Annotated in this window: 13 protein-coding genes; 11 read left to right on the plus strand and 2 right to left on the minus strand. The window is 38.8% G+C overall.

Annotated elements, in window-relative coordinates:
• Window positions 1–5 precede the first annotated feature (5 nt).
• From R2Q84_RS00375 to R2Q84_RS00420, 10 genes are all read left to right on the plus strand, one after another.
• Complete coding sequence (locus tag R2Q84_RS00375; RefSeq protein ID WP_316814529.1) at window positions 6–2,168, plus strand: FN3 associated domain-containing protein; 2,163 nt, start codon at window positions 6–8, stop codon at window positions 2,166–2,168.
• Window positions 2,169–2,294: 126 nt separating this feature from the next.
• Window positions 2,295–2,882: an RNA polymerase sigma-70 factor gene (locus tag R2Q84_RS00380; RefSeq protein ID WP_316814530.1), complete on the plus strand. Its 588-nt coding sequence runs from the start codon at window positions 2,295–2,297 to the stop codon at window positions 2,880–2,882.
• An 80-nt stretch (window positions 2,883–2,962) separates the two neighbouring features.
• On the plus strand, window positions 2,963–4,102 hold the full coding sequence (locus R2Q84_RS00385) for a FecR family protein (RefSeq protein ID WP_316814531.1): 1,140 nt from the start codon (window positions 2,963–2,965) through the stop codon (window positions 4,100–4,102).
• 196 nt (window positions 4,103–4,298) lie between these two features.
• On the plus strand, window positions 4,299–7,790 hold the full coding sequence (locus R2Q84_RS00390) for a SusC/RagA family TonB-linked outer membrane protein (protein ID WP_316814532.1): 3,492 nt from the start codon (window positions 4,299–4,301) through the stop codon (window positions 7,788–7,790).
• Window positions 7,791–7,812: 22 nt separating this feature from the next.
• Complete coding sequence (locus tag R2Q84_RS00395; protein ID WP_316814533.1) at window positions 7,813–9,195, plus strand: RagB/SusD family nutrient uptake outer membrane protein; 1,383 nt, start codon at window positions 7,813–7,815, stop codon at window positions 9,193–9,195.
• A gap of 2 nt (window positions 9,196–9,197) precedes the next feature.
• A complete protein-coding gene (locus R2Q84_RS00400) occupies window positions 9,198–10,313 on the plus strand; it encodes a TlpA disulfide reductase family protein (protein WP_316814534.1) in 1,116 nt (371 codons plus the stop codon).
• 167 nt (window positions 10,314–10,480) lie between these two features.
• Window positions 10,481–10,804, plus strand: coding sequence for a metalloregulator ArsR/SmtB family transcription factor (locus R2Q84_RS00405; protein WP_316814535.1), 324 nt, complete (start codon window positions 10,481–10,483; stop codon window positions 10,802–10,804).
• Window positions 10,805–10,810: 6 nt separating this feature from the next.
• Window positions 10,811–11,278, plus strand: coding sequence for an SRPBCC domain-containing protein (locus R2Q84_RS00410; protein WP_316814536.1), 468 nt, complete (start codon window positions 10,811–10,813; stop codon window positions 11,276–11,278).
• Between the two features lie 6 nt (window positions 11,279–11,284).
• Window positions 11,285–11,668: a DoxX family protein gene (locus tag R2Q84_RS00415; protein WP_316814537.1), complete on the plus strand. Its 384-nt coding sequence runs from the start codon at window positions 11,285–11,287 to the stop codon at window positions 11,666–11,668.
• 62 nt (window positions 11,669–11,730) lie between these two features.
• Window positions 11,731–12,297 (plus strand): DUF4256 domain-containing protein, encoded by a 567-nt coding sequence (locus R2Q84_RS00420; RefSeq protein WP_316814538.1) that lies wholly within the window; start codon window positions 11,731–11,733, stop codon window positions 12,295–12,297.
• A gap of 5 nt (window positions 12,298–12,302) precedes the next feature.
• Here the strand turns inward: R2Q84_RS00420 and R2Q84_RS00425 are convergent, their stop codons facing one another.
• On the minus strand, window positions 12,303–12,962 hold the full coding sequence (locus R2Q84_RS00425; RefSeq protein WP_316814539.1) for an alpha/beta hydrolase: 660 nt from the start codon (window positions 12,960–12,962) through the stop codon (window positions 12,303–12,305).
• Between the two features lie 173 nt (window positions 12,963–13,135).
• Between R2Q84_RS00425 and R2Q84_RS00430 the strand changes: the two genes are divergently transcribed.
• Window positions 13,136–14,428: an ATP-binding protein gene (locus R2Q84_RS00430; protein ID WP_316814540.1), complete on the plus strand. Its 1,293-nt coding sequence runs from the start codon at window positions 13,136–13,138 to the stop codon at window positions 14,426–14,428.
• A gap of 5 nt (window positions 14,429–14,433) precedes the next feature.
• Here R2Q84_RS00430 and R2Q84_RS00435 read toward each other — a convergent pair whose 3' ends face one another.
• Window positions 14,434–17,589 (minus strand): error-prone DNA polymerase, encoded by a 3,156-nt coding sequence (locus tag R2Q84_RS00435; RefSeq protein WP_316814541.1) that lies wholly within the window; start codon window positions 17,587–17,589, stop codon window positions 14,434–14,436.
• Between the last annotated feature and the right edge of the window lie 4 nt (window positions 17,590–17,593).

The raw sequence follows: 17,593 nt of genomic DNA on the forward strand, positions 1-17,593 counted from the left end.
TATTTATGAGAGTAACTTTTAAAGGTTTAGCAGAACATGTGCTGTTCGCAGCTAATGTATTTATCATTTTTTTGCTTGTTTTTGGAGATAAAATAGCTGTTCCATATTGGCTACAGCCATTGGGCAGAATGCATCCAATGATTCTGCATTTTCCAATTGTAATTCTCATGCTGGCGATGCTACTGGAGTTTTTTCGGTTTAAAGAAGCCTATCTTAAAGAGCGGTTATACCAGAGTTTTACTTCTGGTCTCTTACTTTCCGGAGCTATTCTTTCAGCAGTGACCGTGATTATGGGCTTATTCTTGTCTAAAGAAGAAGGGTATTCTGGCAGTGTGCTGCAATGGCATAAATGGACTGGTGTAGGCCTGGTATTTATGGCTTCCATTATATATTGGTGCAGGAATGCATCATGGTATAAGACTGCTTTAGCCAGAACAGGGGCAATAATGACTACACTCTGTTTAATTGCTGCAGGTCATTATGGTGCATCATTAACGCATGGAGAAAACTTTGTGTTGGAACCCGTTACAACAGTAAAAGAATTGCCCCAGGTACCTCTGGCAGAAGCCAGGGTGTTTGAAGATGTAATTTTACCTGTTTTTTCTCAAAAATGCCTGAGCTGTCATAATCCGGAAAAAGCAAAAGGAAGTTTAATGATACACAATTCGGCCGCTATGCTTAAAGGAGGCAAAAGCGGGAAGTTGTTTGTGCCCGGAAAACCTGAAATTAGCTTATTGCTGGAGCGGATCCATCTTCCTGTGGATGATAAAAAACATATGCCACCAAAGGGCAAGAGCCAATTGACTGATGATGAAATTGCACTTTTAAACTTATGGATTAAAAGTAACGCAGAGGTAAAAAAGAAAGTGGTCGATTTACCAGCTCAAGATTCTTTAAGGATGTTAGCAACTACCTTTCTGGCACCTGTAGTAACCGCTGAGCCAACCTATGAATTTTCTGCTGCAAATGAAAAAACAATTAAAAAGCTCAATAACAACTATAGGATTGTTTATACATTGGCAAAAGGCTCTCCGGCATTAGCTGTAAATATTTACAATAAAAGTGTATATAAGCCAGAAGCGTTAAAGGAACTCGAAGAAATAAAAAAACAAATTGTTTCTCTGGATCTGAATGGACTTCCGGTCCGTGATGAAGAATTGAAAACAATTGCCAGTTTTGAAAACCTGAGAACACTGAACCTTAATTTTACCAACATTACAGGAGCAGGGTTAAAGGAACTAAAAGCCTTAAAACATTTAAGTAGTTTGTCTTTATCGGGGACTAAAGTAACTTATGAGTTTGCTAAGAATATGACCGATATGAAGAGTCTAAAGAAAATGGTGTTATGGAATACCAAACTTAGTGATGCAGAGCTACAGCAGCTCCAAAAAGCAAACAAAGGTATTGCCGTAATTTCTGGCTTTAAAGATGATGGCAAACATCCGCTTAGGTTAAACCAACCAGTGATAGTTACTAAGGAGGCTGTTTTCAAAACATCTCTGGCTTTGCAATTGAAGCACCCGATTAATGGCGTGCAAATCCGTTATACATTAGATGGAACGGAGCCAGACAGTTTGAAATCCAGTTTGTATACGCAACCAATTCAGCTTAAAGAAAGTGCAACTGTAAAAGCAAAAGCATACAAACCAGGTTGGTATGGAAGTGAAACTATTACATCCAAGCGTTACAAGAGTGGATATAAGGCAGATACTATTATATTTCTACTACCACCTGACGATAAATATAAATCGGGAACAGCAAAAGTATTTTCAGATCTTGAGTTTGGAGATTATGACATCAATTCCGGCAAATGGATTGGTGTGAGAAATAATAATTTAGAAACTTTATTATTCTTCAAGCAGCCGGTAAACCTACAGACTGTTAGTTTAAATGTGATGAGAAATCTTCCTTCTTATGTTCTTGCTCCTGTAGCTGTTGAAGTATGGGGAGGAGCCGAGAAGGACAAACTTCGCCTCTTAAGTAGCGTAAAACCTGAGCCGACTAAAGAAGGTGATCCACAGGCACTGATGGAAATTGCAGCAAGATTTAAAAGCCAAAATGTTTCTTATCTGAAGATTGTTGTCAAAAACCTGAAAAAGCTTCCGGATTGGCATCCTGGTAAGGGACAGCCTGCGTGGGTATTTATCGATGAGATACTTTTGAACTAAATTAAAACACTACGATTAGAATAGCTTGGTGGATAATTTTAGTTAAGAGAAAAATTACCAATGATTATTGATTGAAAATACATAGACTTGCGAAGTATTTTCAATCAATAATCATAGGATATTACCATGGCCGCTTACAGCAAGTTTACTGATCAGGAATTACTGGGGCAAATGACCTTGGGTGATCAGCATGCTTTTGCTGAGATTTATGATAGATATTGGAAAAAAATGTTGCTGGTGGCCTGGAATCATACTAAAGACAAAACGAATGCAGAAGATTTGGTTCACGATGTTTTTATTACACTGTGGAACAAGCGGAAAACCAGTATTATTGTCAATGTAGCTGCTTTTTTAACGACCTGCGTAAAATTTAGTATCTTCAAATATTACCAGCAGGAAAGTAAACGTCAGCAATTAGCGAAAGAAAACTACAAGTTTGATGAAACGGTAAATGAGGAAGAAAAGTTAGATGCACTTTTTCTCAAAGAGTATATAAACGGAATCGTAGAGCAGCTTCCTGAAAAGTGCAGACTCACGTTCCATTATAGCAGGATAGAAGGGTTGACCAATGCCGAAATTGCTGAAAAAATGAACATTTCAGAAAAAGGAGTAGAGGCTAATCTTACCCGTGCATTAAAGACAGTACGCAATAACTTAAATGAAACGGGTTTATCTCTTTTGATTCTACCAGGTATCTGGAAACATCTTTTTTAATTTTTTTTTAAATCCATGTAGGGTACTTCGCTTTTCAAAGTACATCCATAAAAATCACCCTACCATTAGCAAGGATGAAAATGGATAAAAAACGAATTAACGAATTAATAGATAAGTATACCCATAACAGGGCAAATGCAGAAGAATTGGAACTTCTGCAAAACTGGTATCGAGATACGGCTTACCATGATGCTGAATTTCCAGGTATCGAAATGGAAGTGCGGGACCGTATGTTTTCCCGGTTGCAAAAGAATATACAACAGGATCAATCAAAGCCAATTCATAAAGTAAGGTTATGGTCACGTGTAGCGGGTATTGCTGCTACTCTGGCCTTGATTGGAATAGGAACTTATTTCTATGCAATTCACTATGGGAACATAAATATGGATAAAGGTAGTGTAACCCCCATCACCGATATTGCACCGGGAAAAAGAAGCGCAACTTTAACCCTTGCAAACGGTAAAAAAATTATACTCAACGACTTATTAACTGCTGAAGTTGGTAGAGAAGCTGGGGTGCAGATCACCAAAACTAAAGAAGGACAGCTAATCTACGTGGCTGTAAACGATCAAAACTCTGCGACAGCATCAAATATGATGAACACCCTTTCCACAGGTAGAGGAGAGACGTATCAGGTTCAGCTTCCTGATGGTTCGAAAGTTTGGTTAAATGCCCTTTCTTCATTAAAATACCCCGCCAATTTTGCCGCCAGGAATGAACGTAGAGTTCATTTAGTAGGCGAGGCTTATTTTGAGGTTAGTAAAGACAAGCAGCATCCTTTTATTGTCAGTTCCGCTAATCAGATAGTAAAGGTATTGGGAACACATTTCAACATCAGCAGTTATCCAGATGAGGCAAGCGTAAAAACGACATTGCTGGAAGGAGCAGTATTGGTAAACAATCGAGAACTTAAACCAGGCCAGCAAGCCCGTTTAAAAGAAAAAAATATTACCATAAGCAATGTTGATGTAGAAGAAGCCATGGCATGGAAAGCCGGAATGTTCATGTTTACAGATTTAAGCCTCGGTGAAATCATGAAAATGGTTTCCAGATGGTACGATGTAGATGTGTTTTATACCAATAACGAGATCATCAATCAGCAATTTAGTGGCGGTGTATCCCGCTTTCAGAAAGTTTCGCAGTTGATACAAGTATTAGAACGCACCAATTTGGTAAAATTTAAAGTAGAAGGTAGAAAAATAACAGTAAGCCCTATATAAATCAACAAAAAATAGTCAACTAAACCAGCCAACAAATGAAAACTAAAAGAGCACCTTAAAGGGCTATCCCTTTAAAAAGGCTCAAGATAAAAAAGCCGCAACTCAGGGTCGAATCAGAGTTACGGCAATATGTCTTGAAAGACCTTTAAAAATTGCTGAAAACAACCTATTAATGTATTTAACAAGACAAACGTAAATGTATAAAATTTATACTATAAAATCGTTTGCACCTTCTGGTGCAACACAATTGGTAAGAATTATGAAAATAATTGCGGTCATTATGTTAACCTTTTTAATGCAGGTTAATGCTACCGGATTTGCACAAAACTTAACCTACAGCCAAAATAAGGTAACGGTGAAACGAGTATTTGCTGAGATAAGAAAACAAACAGGTTACAATGTAATCTGGCCATCTGATCAGTTTAATGCGAACAGGACAATTAACGCAGCATTTAAGAACACGCCAATTACAAGTGTAATGGATAAAGTATTAGGAACTGAAGGCTTCATTTATGATCTGGTCAATAAAACCATTGTACTCAAAAAGAAAACGCCTTCATTTTTAGATAAGGTCGTGGCTGCTTTTGTAAATATAGATATACGGGGGAGGGTACTAGATGAAAATAATCAACCGCTTCCCGGTGCAACTGTAAAAGTGAAAGGACTCAATATCTCCGCAATCACCAATGCTAAAGGAGAATTTCTTTTAACAAACATAAATGAAAAGGCCACTTTGGTTATTTCATACCTGGGGTATCAGACTGTCGAAATCAACGCCACGGAAAACCTCAGTGCGATCAAATTGAACTTAAGTTCGGGTAAATTAGATGCTGTAGAGATTGTGAGTACTGGTTATCAAAATCTTCCTAAAGAAAGGGCAGCAGGCTCTTTTGCCGTTGTAGATATGAAGGATTTTAACAGTAAAGTATCTACTGATGTAATCAGCAGGCTAGAGGGCATTACCAGTGGTTTAGTGATGAACCGTGGTGGTGGAAGTACGCTTTCTGTACGTGGTCGAAGTACCATAAATGCAAATGATGCACCACTAATTGTGGTTGATGGCTTCCCTTTTGAAGGTGACGTAAATGACCTGAATCCAAATGATATTGAAAGCATTACCGTTTTAAAGGATGCCGCGGCAGCATCCATTTGGGGGGTACTCTCCGGCAACGGTGTGGTGGTGATTACAACCCGGAAAGGGAAATTTAATCAGGCTGCCAGTATCAATTTCAATAGTAACATTACTATTGGTGGCAAACCGGATATGTTTTATAAGCCTTTTATGAAAACGGCCGATCAAATTCAACTTCAGCAAGACGCTTATGCAGAGGGTTTGTATGATGATAAAATTGCAGACGGAAGAGAGCCAATTCCACCGGTAGTACAATTTTTACAGGATGTGAAGGACGGTAAGCTAAGTGCAACAGAAGCACAATCGGCGATTGCCGCTTTACAGGGCAAAGATGTTAGAAATGAATACACCAAAAATTTCCTTCGTCAAAGTGTAATGCAACAATATGCTTTAAATATGAGTATGGGTTCTCAACGTTCACGTTCCTATTTATCGGGCGGTTACGACCGGTCTGTTAGTGAATATATTGGATCAGAGAATGACAGGATTACCTTGTTGTTTGATAATACAACCAAACTAACAAAAGGCCTGGAGCTAAGTGCATCGTTGTCTACCACGATGAAAAACTCAATAAACAATGGTTTAGATTTTAATGATGCGACCAGAGGTAACAGAACTGCAGATATGTACACCAGTTTTACGGATAATCTGGGTAATCCTGCTGCTATTCAAACTAGCTACGGTCGGGATTTTATTAACGATGCAACAGCAAAGGGATTACTTGACTGGAGATTTTATCCTGTTAATGAACTAACACTTAATAATAAGAAAAACAAGTTCTTTAATACTCGCATTGCAGCGGGTTTAAAGTATGATGTAATACCAGGACTAAGTGCCGAACTACGTTACCAGCTGGAAAGAAATACAAATGAAAACCGCACATTGGAGGATCAGAATAGCTACGCATTAAAGAGTATGATTAACCAGTATTCCAGTATAAAAACCGGAGGTGGACTAAACTATGGTATCCCATTAGGAAGCAGGTTGGGAATTACCAATGGTTTATCTAACACACAGGTGTTTAGAGGACAGCTAAACTTTAACAAAAGTTATGATCAGAATAAGCACCAGGTAGTGGCTATTGCTGGTGCCGAAGTAAGGGATATGTTTGCAACCCGTAATGGAAATAGTTTGTATGGCTATGACGACAATGTCCTTACCCATCAACCGGTTGACTATGTAAACCAGATCCCAACTTATTTTGGATACGCGCAAAAATTAAGTATCCCGTCTTATGTGGTTGAATATAGAGACCGTTTCATCTCTACTTTTGCTAACGCTTCGTATACTTACCTTAACCGTTACACGCTATCAGCAAGTGGCCGTATTGATCAAAGTAATCTTTTTGGCGTTAAAACCCGCGACCGTAACGTTCCATTATGGTCTTTAGGTGGTTTGTGGCGCATTGATCAGGAGGAGTTCTTTAATTCATCCTGGTTGGGTGTACTTAAGTTAAGGGCCAGCTATGGTTACAATGCTAACATTGATAAATCAGTAACGGCTTATGCTACTGCGATGATTATGGGATTACATCAAAGTACCCGCAGGCCATATGCTAACATCACCAATCCGGCAAATCCGCTGCTACAATGGGAATTGGCCAGGCAGATTAACTTTGGCGCAGATTGGGCGCTAAAAAACGAACGCCTTAGTGGTTCACTAGAATACTATTCGAAAAAAGGAGATCATCTTTTTGGAGATTGGAAGCTTGACCCGACTTCCGGATTTAATTCTATACGTACGAATGTGGCAGCTATGAAAGGGGAAGGTATTGACCTTCAATTAAACTCTGTTAACTTACGTGGTGCATTTCAGTGGAATACGCAATTCCTTTTCGGCTGGAACAAAGATGAAGTAACCAGCCTGGAAATAGATAACAGCACAACTGCTTTTGATTTAACCGCCGAACGCTTTAATCCACAGGTGGGTAAACCAGTTTATGGTATTTATTCTTATAAATGGGCAGGTTTAGATAATAAAGGTCAGCCACAGATATATGGACCAGATGGTAATGTGACCGATTTTAGCAACATCTATTTTGCGCGTGAAGGTGCTGAGTATAATGGAAATGCAAACCCTACAATGTTTGGAGGCATGACCAACCAGTTCACTTACAAAGGATTTACACTTACTGCACACATCAATTACAAATTTGGTTATAAATTTAAGCGCTCTTCAATTTACTATAACAGATTGATTGATGGCGGCTTTGGACACAAGGACTTTGCGCAGAGGTGGCAGAAAGCTGGAGATGAGGCCATAACGAGTGTACCTGCTTTTATTACCGATGCGCCGATTACCGCAGACTGGGCCTACAACTATTCTAATCTGATGGTTGAAGATGGAGGGCATATCCGCTTAAAAGATATCGGACTTTCTTATGATTTAAAACAGTCCATCAAAAATCTACCTTTTGGGAGTTTGCAACTATACACCTTCGTGAATAATGTCGGTATCCTATGGAGGGCAAATGATAAAGGGATAGACCCCGACTATATACCAAATTCAATACCTCCGGTCCGTACCTGGGCATTTGGTATTAGAGCAGCATTATAACCTGAATTTTAAATTGAACAATATGTGTAAGAAATATATAAACCTGGCCCTCCTGATCATACTCATTAGCGTAACCGGCTGTGAGAAATTTCTGGATATAAAGCCTAAAGATAAGGTAATCCCTAAAACGGTTGGAGACTTTAAAATGTTATTCAACAACCTGGCTGTAATGAATGTAGTACCATCACTCGGGAATATCTCCGATGACGACATGTACCTCACTGATGCGCAGTATAAAGCACTCTTTATTCCATTTACCAAAAATTGCTATATCTGGAATTCAGATGTATTTGTACAGTCTGACGACGTGAGGAGCTGGGCTGCAGTTTACACTAAAATTTATTATGCCAATACTGTTTTAGAAGGACTTGCCGATAATCCTACAGGTACGATACAAGAACAGAATGAATTAAAGGGGCAGGCTTACTATTATAAAGCTGAGTCGTTTTTTGATTTAGTGAGGACTTTTGCAAAACAGTATAATACTGGTACGGCAGCAACAGATCCCGGAGTGCCATTGCGTGATGAAGCGGATATCAATATTAAGCCGAAAAGGGCTACAGTACAAGAAGTCTATGATCGTGTCCTGAAAGACCTTGATCAGGCTGAACAGTTGTTGCCAGCGAGCACAGAACTAAATGTAACTCCAATAAAGTCGGCCGCATTAGGACTTAAGGCCAGGGTTTATTTGCAAATGGGTAATTATGATAAGGCATTTGAATATGCAGATAAATGTATTAAAACTAAGCCTGATCAATTGTTGGATTATAATAATTATACACAACCATTGGTGGGTAATAACTTTGCCGTAACCACTTATAACAACAAGGAGATATTACACGTTAGCGTAGGTGCTGAATTTATTTACGGACCACAATGTAATGTTACACCTGCATACTTAAATGAGCATTTTCCTGTTGGCGATAAACGTAGAGAATTATTTTTTAGAACCCAGGCCAATGGTGTTTATCGTTTTATAGGTAATTACCATGATGGGTTGGTAAATGTCGGTACACCTTATCCTTTTAATGGTATAACTATAGCTGAGATGTATCTGGTACGTGCAGAATGTTACGCACGTAAAGATAAGAAAGATGAAGCGTTGAATGATTTGAATGCATTACGTATAAAACGCATTACTCCGGCCAGTTATGTTCCTGCTACTGCAACCAATGCCGAACAAGCATTGGTACTGGTATTGGCAGAACGCAGGAAAGAGTTGATTTTCAGGAACATTCGCTGGTACGACCTACAACGTTTAAATAAGGAAAGCCGGTTTGCCAAAACACTGACCCGAACCGTAAATGGTAATACCTATACTTTGCCACCCGGCGACCCGCGTTATGTAATGCCAATCCCAGCTAATGTGATACTAATGACAGGAATGCCTCAAAACCCAAGATAATTATGAAAAAATATATAGCGATATTATGTTCCTTGTTCTCAGCACAGGCAATGGCCCAGCAAGGACTTACCATTACTGGTAATTTTGAAAACTTAAAAGACAGTAAAGTTTATCTGGTTCGCCGGGATAAGGATAAAGGTTTGGATACGTTAAATTTTACGACCAGTAAAAATGGAAGTTTTGTATTAAAATCCAGGGTTACTGAACCGGAGCCCCTCTATATTTTTAGAGAAGGATCTCCGTCATTTTCTTATGTTTTTGCGGAAAACACCAATATAGAAGTCTCCGGAAATGTAGACTCTATGTACGTATTTAAAGGGATCAAGGTTAAGGGGTCACCTGCGCATGAACAGTTGATGGAATTTTATAAGAACGTATCAGAGCCTTTTGAAAGAGAAATCATGAAGGCAATTGAAGAAAGTCGCGAACAAGGTAATGCTGCTTCTGTAGAAAGATTACTGATGAAAACAGATGAAATTTTGAGTAGAAGGGCGACGGCTATTCTTAAATACCTTAAAACTAATCCTAATCAAAGCAATTCACTAGCCTACGGCATTATGAATGCTTACACGAATATTGGCTTAGAAATGAGCCCGGCAAGTTATAATCCCGTTTATGAAGCCTTGAGCCCGTCTGTTAAGGCTTCTGTACATGGCGTTAAACTGCGTAATTTACTCACAGCTAACATGCGTACCAGTCCGGGAGTAATGGCACCTGACTTTACTTTACCTACGGCAAACGGAAAACCGGTCCGTTTAAAAGATGTAGTTGCTAAAAATAAAGTGGTATTACTTGATTTCTGGGCAAGCTGGTGTGGGCCTTGTCGTGCCGAAAATCCAAATATTGTTAAAGCATATGAAAAATATAAAGACAAAGGTTTTGCAATCATCAGCATTTCCCTGGATACCGACCGAAAAAAATGGTTACAAGCAGTTGAAGAAGATAAAGTGCCCTGGTTACAGGTTTCAGATCTAACCCAACGGGCGGTAGTAGCCAGAGACTATGGAGTTCGCGGGATTCCACACCTGGTTTTGATTGGACAGGATGGGAAAGTTATTACTTCCAGAAATATAAGGGGAGAAGAGCTTCATAAAAAGCTTGAGTCTATCTTTAATTAAAGCCATACCGCTTGTTATTTTAATAAAACGTCCTGGTTGTACAGTAGTTACAATCAGGACGTTTTTTTGCCTATTTGATTAGCAGTTTTTTCAATCTTAAAAAAAACTCATCAAATAATTGCGTAGTTAAATAACTACATTTATATTTGTAGTCAAATAACTACATAATGAATTTAAGACGTGATGTATTTCAAGCGATAGCGGATCCAACAAGAAGAGCGATATTATTGTTGCTTGCGACTCAATCCATGACAGCAGGGGCAATAGCTTCAAATTTTGACACTGCAAGACCCACAGTTTCAAAGCATTTGCAAATACTCACTGAGTGCGAATTACTTGAACAAGCGCAGAATGGCAGGGAGATTTATTATAATATTAATGCGAAAAACATGAAGCAAGTCGCCGATTTTATCGAACCATTTCGCAAAATGTGGGATGATCGGTTTAATAAACTGGAATCAATAATGAAGAACTATCAACCAAAGAAATAAAACAGTATGGAACGAAAAACCAAAGTTAATGCCGAAGATGGTAAACAGGAATTAGTAATTACAAGGGAATTTGATTTGCCTTTGGAATTGCTTTTTACCGCTTATGTTGAACCCGATATTGTTGAACAATGGATGGGGACAAAAGTTCTGAAACTTGAAAATAAGAAACATGGTAGCTACGAATTTGAAACAAGTGATCCTAAAGGTAATCTGGCATTTAAGGCTACTGGAGTAATCCACGAGTTTAGTCCGAATAAAAGAATTGTGCGGACTTTTGAAATGGAGGGGACACCTTTTCCCGTTCAGCTCGAGTTTCTGGAATTTGAGAAACTTACCGATGACACGAGTAAACTCAATATGCATATTGTATACAGGTCGGTAGCGCTTAGAGATCAAATCTTGCAGCTTCCTTTTGCCCAGGGCATCAATATGGCGCATACAAGATTGGAAAATGTAGTAAGCAAATTAAAATAACACATTATGACAAAGAGAAATAAAATTATTTATTGGGTTTCTACGCTGTGGCTTTCATTAGGCATGGTTTCAACCGGAATGGTACAGTTGATCAAAATGAAAGAAGAAGTAGATAACATTACACAACTAGGCTATCCTCTTTATTTTTTAACCCTATTGGGCATTTGGAAAATTTTAGGAGTCTTAGCGGTACTTGTTCCTAAATTTCCTGTACTAAAGGAATGGGCTTATGCTGGTTTTTTCTTTTCAATGTCGGGGGCTATATTTTCGCATATTGTGTCGGGCAACCCGTTAGACAAAATATTTCCGCCTTTATTGCTGCTTGTCCTGACCATAACATCCTGGTATTTCAGGCCTGCAGAAAGAAAAGTCAATTTAGTTAATCAATAAAGGATCTGATGATTCCCAATGTTGATGTATATTTATAACATAAAGATTAAAGCATAAGCAATATGAATAACAATAAGAGTGAGTTATCATCAGTACAGCGTGAAGAACTGATCGGAGTACTGAAAGCACGTTTTGAGAAAAATATGAATCGCCATAAAAATATAGAGTGGCCTAAAATACAAGCAAAATTGGAAGCCAGTCCTGAAAAATTATGGACGCTTGATGAAATGGAGATAACAGGTGGAGAACCAGATGTTATTGGTTATGATGAAAAGACCGGAGAATATATATTTTACGATTGTTCGGCGGAAAGCCCTAGAGGTCGCAGAAGTGTTTGTTATGACCATGAAGCATTAGAGGCGAGAAAAGAACATAAGCCGGCAAATAGCGCAAAGGGTATGGCTGCTGATATGGGAATCGAGCTTCTAACCGAAGAACAATACCGGAAGTTGCAACAATTTGGAAAGTTCGATACCAAAACATCTAGCTGGTTAGAAACCCCGGCGGATATTAGAAAACTCGGCGGCGCTGTTTTTGGTGATTATCGTTACGGTACAGTCTTCTTGTATCACAATGGGGCCGAATCATACTATGCAGCAAGGGGATTCCGTGGGTCACTTAGGGTTTAAGCGATTTACCGGATGCTTTGTTGAATATACTCACTGATTTCTTTACCATTTGCATATACCATAAAATGACTGCCGTGTGGTATGATGATATCAGGATTATAATATTTGATTGGTAAAATATGATCAGCAGTGCCGTGAATATGTGTGAGATTGGCTGGACGATCCTTATTTCTCCATTTTAAAATACATGTTAGAGCCCATTTCATGAAATGCGGATCACTGTCTACTATTAGCTGTTTTAATAACAACCTTTCGTCAGGTGTTTTTGCTCCCATGAATCTTAGCCCAATATTATTACCTTTTTTAAGTAAATGAACTGGAACTAATTTCTGTAAACTTAGACTACCAGCCATTTTATAATACCAGGGTAACTGTTCGAAAACAGGTGAACTGGAGATAATGAAAGTATGTAATGGGCCAAGCTTCTTTGAAATTTCTGTAGCCAGCATTCCGCCAAAGGAAAGACCAATTAAATAAAATGGGATAGAGGTATCAATTTTAAGTGCCATTCTAAGCGCGTAATTTTCCAGGGATTCATCTGCTTCGGGAGTAATCCAATCAATGTATATTAATTCGAAATCCGATGGAAAGGTTAACTTTTTAAAAGCTCTTCTGTCTGCACCTAAACCACTTATAAAATATATTCTTTTCACACGCTTTTCCATTCATGTTCAAAATTTGTCGTTAATCCACTTGTTGCACTAATATAGAGAATAGTTGTAGCTATCAAGAAGAATGTTTGTTAATGAGGTTTCATAGACCGAGAGGTGTTAAAAGAAGAGAAATAGATTTCCAGACTCAAAAAAACCACTATATTTGCTAATAAGTTTAGTAATCAATGGCCGAAAAAGTTAATATTACCTCTAAGGGAATTCAAAAAGTCCTCAAAAATTATAATGAGAAACAAGCAATTGCAGAGTATATCTGGAATGGTTTTGATGCACATGCAGATACCATAAGAATTAATTATACTTTTAATGAGCTGGACAGTCTGGAAACACTGGAAATATCAGATAACGGTTATGGTATAGATTTTAACCGTTTGAAACAGAAGTTTGACCCATTCTATGAATCGGAAAAAGCTATTCAGATTGCGGCACCAAAGCATACTTCAAAAATGCATGGACGAAATGGGGTAGGGCGATTAACATTTTTCACCTTTGCAAATAGTGCGACCTGGGATACAACTTACAAAACTGAAAAAGGATATCATCATGGATCAATACACATTGATACAAAAGGACTTAACGATTACACCTCCAATTTCTCTTCACCTCCTGCTCAGTCTGCTGTGACAGGAACAAAAGTGTCTTTCTTAAACCTAAAAATCTCTAAAGTAGATCTTGAACTTTCTGTTATTCCTTTCTTAATTAATGAGTTCTGTTGGTTTATTGAACTGAATAAAGATAAAAACTATTCAATTTTAATAAATGGTACTACTCTTAACTTTTCAGGCAATATAAAAGAAGTAGAAGAATTCGATTTGGTTTATCCTAAAACCGAGGAGACTTTTAAGATAAAATATGTGCACTGGAACGAAGCGCTGCATAAAGAACTTTCAAAATATTACTTTTTAGCAGATGGAGAAGAAATTTACAAGGATTACACAACCTTAAACAAGAAAAGTGATGATTATTTTCATAGTGTGTATATAGAAAGTGATTTCTTCAGGGATTTTAACTTTAAAAGTTTTGAAAATGAGGGACAGGTTGCATTATTCGGAGCTGCAAAATCTTCTGCTGAATATCGGTTCCTGATGAAAGAATTGACTGACTATTTAAAGGGTAAAAGGAAACCTTTCTTAAAAGAATACGCTGATAAACTAATCGAATCTTATGAACAGGATGGCATCTTTCCGCTTTATCATACTGAACGCGAGGCAAAACTAAAGAAACCTGGCCTTATCATAGTCATTAAGGCGCTATATGAAATTGAACCAAAATTATTTGGAAGCCTTAACATTGATCAGAAAAAGACTTTTATTAGGTTCCTGAATCTATTACTGGATTCTAACCAATGTGAAAATGTATGCGATCTACTTAATGATATTGTTGAACTTGATGAAGAAGAACGCAATGAACTTGTTGCTGTTTTTGAATCAACAAGACTAAATCGTCTTGAAATACACTAGCATAATTATTTAAAATTTCTTCCTCCATGAAAAACTACTTTACCTGGCAAAGGTTGTTCCCCATTTTTAATTTCAGTTAGGCCTTTAAGCAGTTTAGACAAGTCAAAGCAACGTTGAACAATAACATGGACAACTTCACCTTCACGTTGCAGTTTGCCTTCAACCATTAGTAGTTTAGCTGATAGTATTTCCTTACGGTATTTGTCAAACAGCTTTTGGAATACAACCAGATTGGTAATCCCTGTTTCATCTTCAATCGTAATGAAACAAATACCAGTTGCTGTTCCGGGACGCTGGCGTACCAATACCAATCCTGCTACCTTTACTAAAGTACCATCCGTTGTTTTATTGGTTTCGTTGGTAGACAAAACATGTAATAACCGCAGCTTTTCACGGGTAAAGCTGACTGGATGGGCCTTTAAGGATAGACCCATAGTCGCATAATCGTGTACTACATGTTCAGAAGTAGCCATAAGCGGCAAAGTAACCTGAGTTTCCAATACGCTTTCCGATTGTTGCCCTTCAAACAAGGCAACCGGTCGGTCATGAAGCGCAGAGACCTCCCAAAGTGCTTGCCTCCGGTCTAAACCCAGGGAACGAAAAACATCTGCATCAGCAAGAGTTTCCATAGCCGATTGAGGAATTCCAGCCTCACTAACTGCTGTAATAGAAGTATAGCCATTTCCACGAGAATCAGCTAAGCGTTCCATCTCTTCTTTATTTAAGCCTTTTACCTGCCTGAACCCTAAACGTAAAGCACAATGATCTCCAGCTCTTTCTTCCAGCAGATTATCCCATGTCGAATAATTGATATCTACCGGCCGTACCTCCACACCATGTTTACGTGCATCAATTACAATTTGTGCAGGCTGGTAAAAGCCCATCGGCATACTGTTGAGCAAAGCCGCAGCAAAAACATCAGGATGATAACATTTTAACCAGCAGGATACGTATACTAACAAAGCAAACGAGGCAGCATGGCTTTCGGGAAATCCATAACTTCCAAAACCTTCCAGTTGTTTAAAAATTCTTTTGGCAAAATCTTCCTCATATCCCTTTGCGACCATACCATCAATGAGTTTCTTTTCAAAGTTCTTAACCTTGCCATGCGACTTAAATGTAGCCATACTGCGGCGTAACTCGTCAGCCTCCGTTGGCGTAAAACCCGCAGCAACTATAGCGATCTTCATGGCCTGTTCCTGAAATAAAGGGACACCATAGGTATGCTTTAAAATTTCTTTTAATTCTTCTTTAGGATATTCAGGCTTTTCTTTACCCTCTCTACGACGGAGATAAGGGTGTACCATATCACCTTGTATGGGACCTGGCCTTACAATAGCAACCTCAATGACTAAATCGTAGAATTTTTTAGGCTTGAGACGAGGTAACATCGACATCTGCGCACGACTTTCAATCTGGAATACACCCAGTGTATCTGCCCGACTGATCATCTCATATACTTTAGGATCTTCATATTTATTAATTTCTGCCATCGTAAGATCAAGATCATAATGTTTTTTAGCCAGGTCGAATGCCTTACGGATACAAGTCAACATACCCAGTGCTAACACATCAATTTTAAGAAAACCCAATGCCTCAATATCGTCCTTGTTCCACTCAATATTGGTACGGTTATCCATGCGGGCATTGATGATAGGGCACAGGTCTGTTAATTTACTCTGTGTAATCACAAAGCCCCCGGTGTGTTGTCCCAGCTGACGTGGAAAACCGATCATTTGTCCTGTTAACTGTAAAACTTTACGCAAATGCTGATCTTCAGGATTTAATCCCTGCTCAAGAAGTTTTTCTTTATCAAACCAGTCCTCACTAAAATCCCATGTCGCCGAAGAAAGCCGGTTTACCGTATCTACTGACAAACCCATCGCACGCCCCACATCTCTCACAGCTCCTTTTCTATGCAATTGTGTAACTGTTGCTACAATGGCGGCACGGTCACGGCCATATTTGTCATAAATATATTGAATCACTTCTTCCCGACGCTCGTGTTCAAAGTCGACGTCAATATCGGGTGGTTCAGCACGCGCAGAAGAAATGAAACGTTCAAATAGCAAATCAATCTTAGTAGGATCTACAGAAGTAATACCCAGGCAGTAACAAACCGTAGAATTTGCTGCAGATCCACGACCCTGACAAAGGATGCCTTGCTGCCTGGCAAAACGCACAATATCATATACAGTAAGAAAATAGGAAGCATAGTTCATTTCTTCCATAAATGCCAGTTCATAATGAATAGCATTACTTATTTTCTCAGGTATATCATCTCCAAAATGTTCTTTTGCACCATTCCAGGCCAAATAGGTTAGTTCTTCCTGTGGCGTACGTCCTTCCGTCGTTAGTTCTTCAGGATAGATATATTCCAGGCTATCCAGGGAAAATTGACAGGCATCGGCTATTTCCTGAGCATGCCTGATGGCTTCAGGGTACTGCATAAAGAGTCGCTGCATTTCATCAATAGGCTTCAGGAACCTTTCTGCATTTGCATGCAATTTAAAACCAGCGGTATAAACCGTACACTTTTCTCTCACGCAGGTTAGTACATCCTGCAACTCACGCCGTGCCGGCTCGTGGTAATGCACATCATTAGTTGCTACTAATGGGATGTTTAATACTGTAGACAGTTGTGACAAGCGGTATAATTTTTTATGATCATCGCCCTGATAAGAACGTGTAGCGGCCAGGTATAGATCTTTACCTAATTGTACGTTGTATTCTTTTAAATCATATTGAAAGCCCGTATCAAAATCAAATGTTCCTGTTAAATTTGCCGGAGGAATAACAATGAATTTGATATTGCCTGCATGTGCATACACATCAGCTTTATACAAATAACAATCTCCTTTCTCTGCACGCAGGTTACCTAAAGTCAACAAAGCGGAAAGTTGTGCGTAACCATCTTGATTAATCGGATATGCCAGCAGAGCAGGACCATTCATAAGTTCAAGCCGACAACCAGGTATGATTTTTATCCCTTTTGCTTTGGCTGCTACATGGGCACGAACTACACCTGCAAGGGTATTCTGATCTGTAATGGCAATTTTGTTGTAGCCATATGCAACTGCCTGTTCTACCAACTCTTCAGGATGTGAAGCGCCGCGTAAAAAGCTAAAATTTGTAGTTACCTGTAGTTCTGTATATGACATTCTA

It is taken from the genome of Pedobacter nyackensis (genome assembly GCF_032678475.1).
GTDB classification, from domain to species: domain Bacteria; phylum Bacteroidota; class Bacteroidia; order Sphingobacteriales; family Sphingobacteriaceae; genus Pedobacter; species Pedobacter nyackensis_A.

What these genes read in the sequence shown, in the direction of transcription:
- R2Q84_RS00415 (WP_316814537.1), top strand. Translation starts at nt 11,285, where the DNA reads ATGACAAAGAGAAATAAAATTATTTATTGGGTTTCTACGCTGTGGCTT.
- R2Q84_RS00405 (WP_316814535.1), top strand. Translation starts at nt 10,481, where the DNA reads ATGAATTTAAGACGTGATGTATTTCAAGCGATAGCGGATCCAACAAGA.
- R2Q84_RS00395 (WP_316814533.1), top strand. Translation starts at nt 7,813, where the DNA reads ATGTGTAAGAAATATATAAACCTGGCCCTCCTGATCATACTCATTAGC.
- R2Q84_RS00425 (WP_316814539.1), bottom strand. Translation starts at nt 12,962, where the DNA reads ATGGAAAAGCGTGTGAAAAGAATATATTTTATAAGTGGTTTAGGTGCA.
- R2Q84_RS00430 (WP_316814540.1), top strand. Translation starts at nt 13,136, where the DNA reads ATGGCCGAAAAAGTTAATATTACCTCTAAGGGAATTCAAAAAGTCCTC.
- R2Q84_RS00390 (WP_316814532.1), top strand. Translation starts at nt 4,299, where the DNA reads ATGTATAAAATTTATACTATAAAATCGTTTGCACCTTCTGGTGCAACA.
- R2Q84_RS00375 (WP_316814529.1), top strand. Translation starts at nt 6, where the DNA reads ATGAGAGTAACTTTTAAAGGTTTAGCAGAACATGTGCTGTTCGCAGCT.
- R2Q84_RS00420 (WP_316814538.1), top strand. Translation starts at nt 11,731, where the DNA reads ATGAATAACAATAAGAGTGAGTTATCATCAGTACAGCGTGAAGAACTG.
- R2Q84_RS00400 (WP_316814534.1), top strand. Translation starts at nt 9,198, where the DNA reads ATGAAAAAATATATAGCGATATTATGTTCCTTGTTCTCAGCACAGGCA.
- R2Q84_RS00435 (WP_316814541.1), bottom strand. Translation starts at nt 17,589, where the DNA reads ATGTCATATACAGAACTACAGGTAACTACAAATTTTAGCTTTTTACGC.
- R2Q84_RS00410 (WP_316814536.1), top strand. Translation starts at nt 10,811, where the DNA reads ATGGAACGAAAAACCAAAGTTAATGCCGAAGATGGTAAACAGGAATTA.
- R2Q84_RS00385 (WP_316814531.1), top strand. Translation starts at nt 2,963, where the DNA reads ATGGATAAAAAACGAATTAACGAATTAATAGATAAGTATACCCATAAC.
- R2Q84_RS00380 (WP_316814530.1), top strand. Translation starts at nt 2,295, where the DNA reads ATGGCCGCTTACAGCAAGTTTACTGATCAGGAATTACTGGGGCAAATG.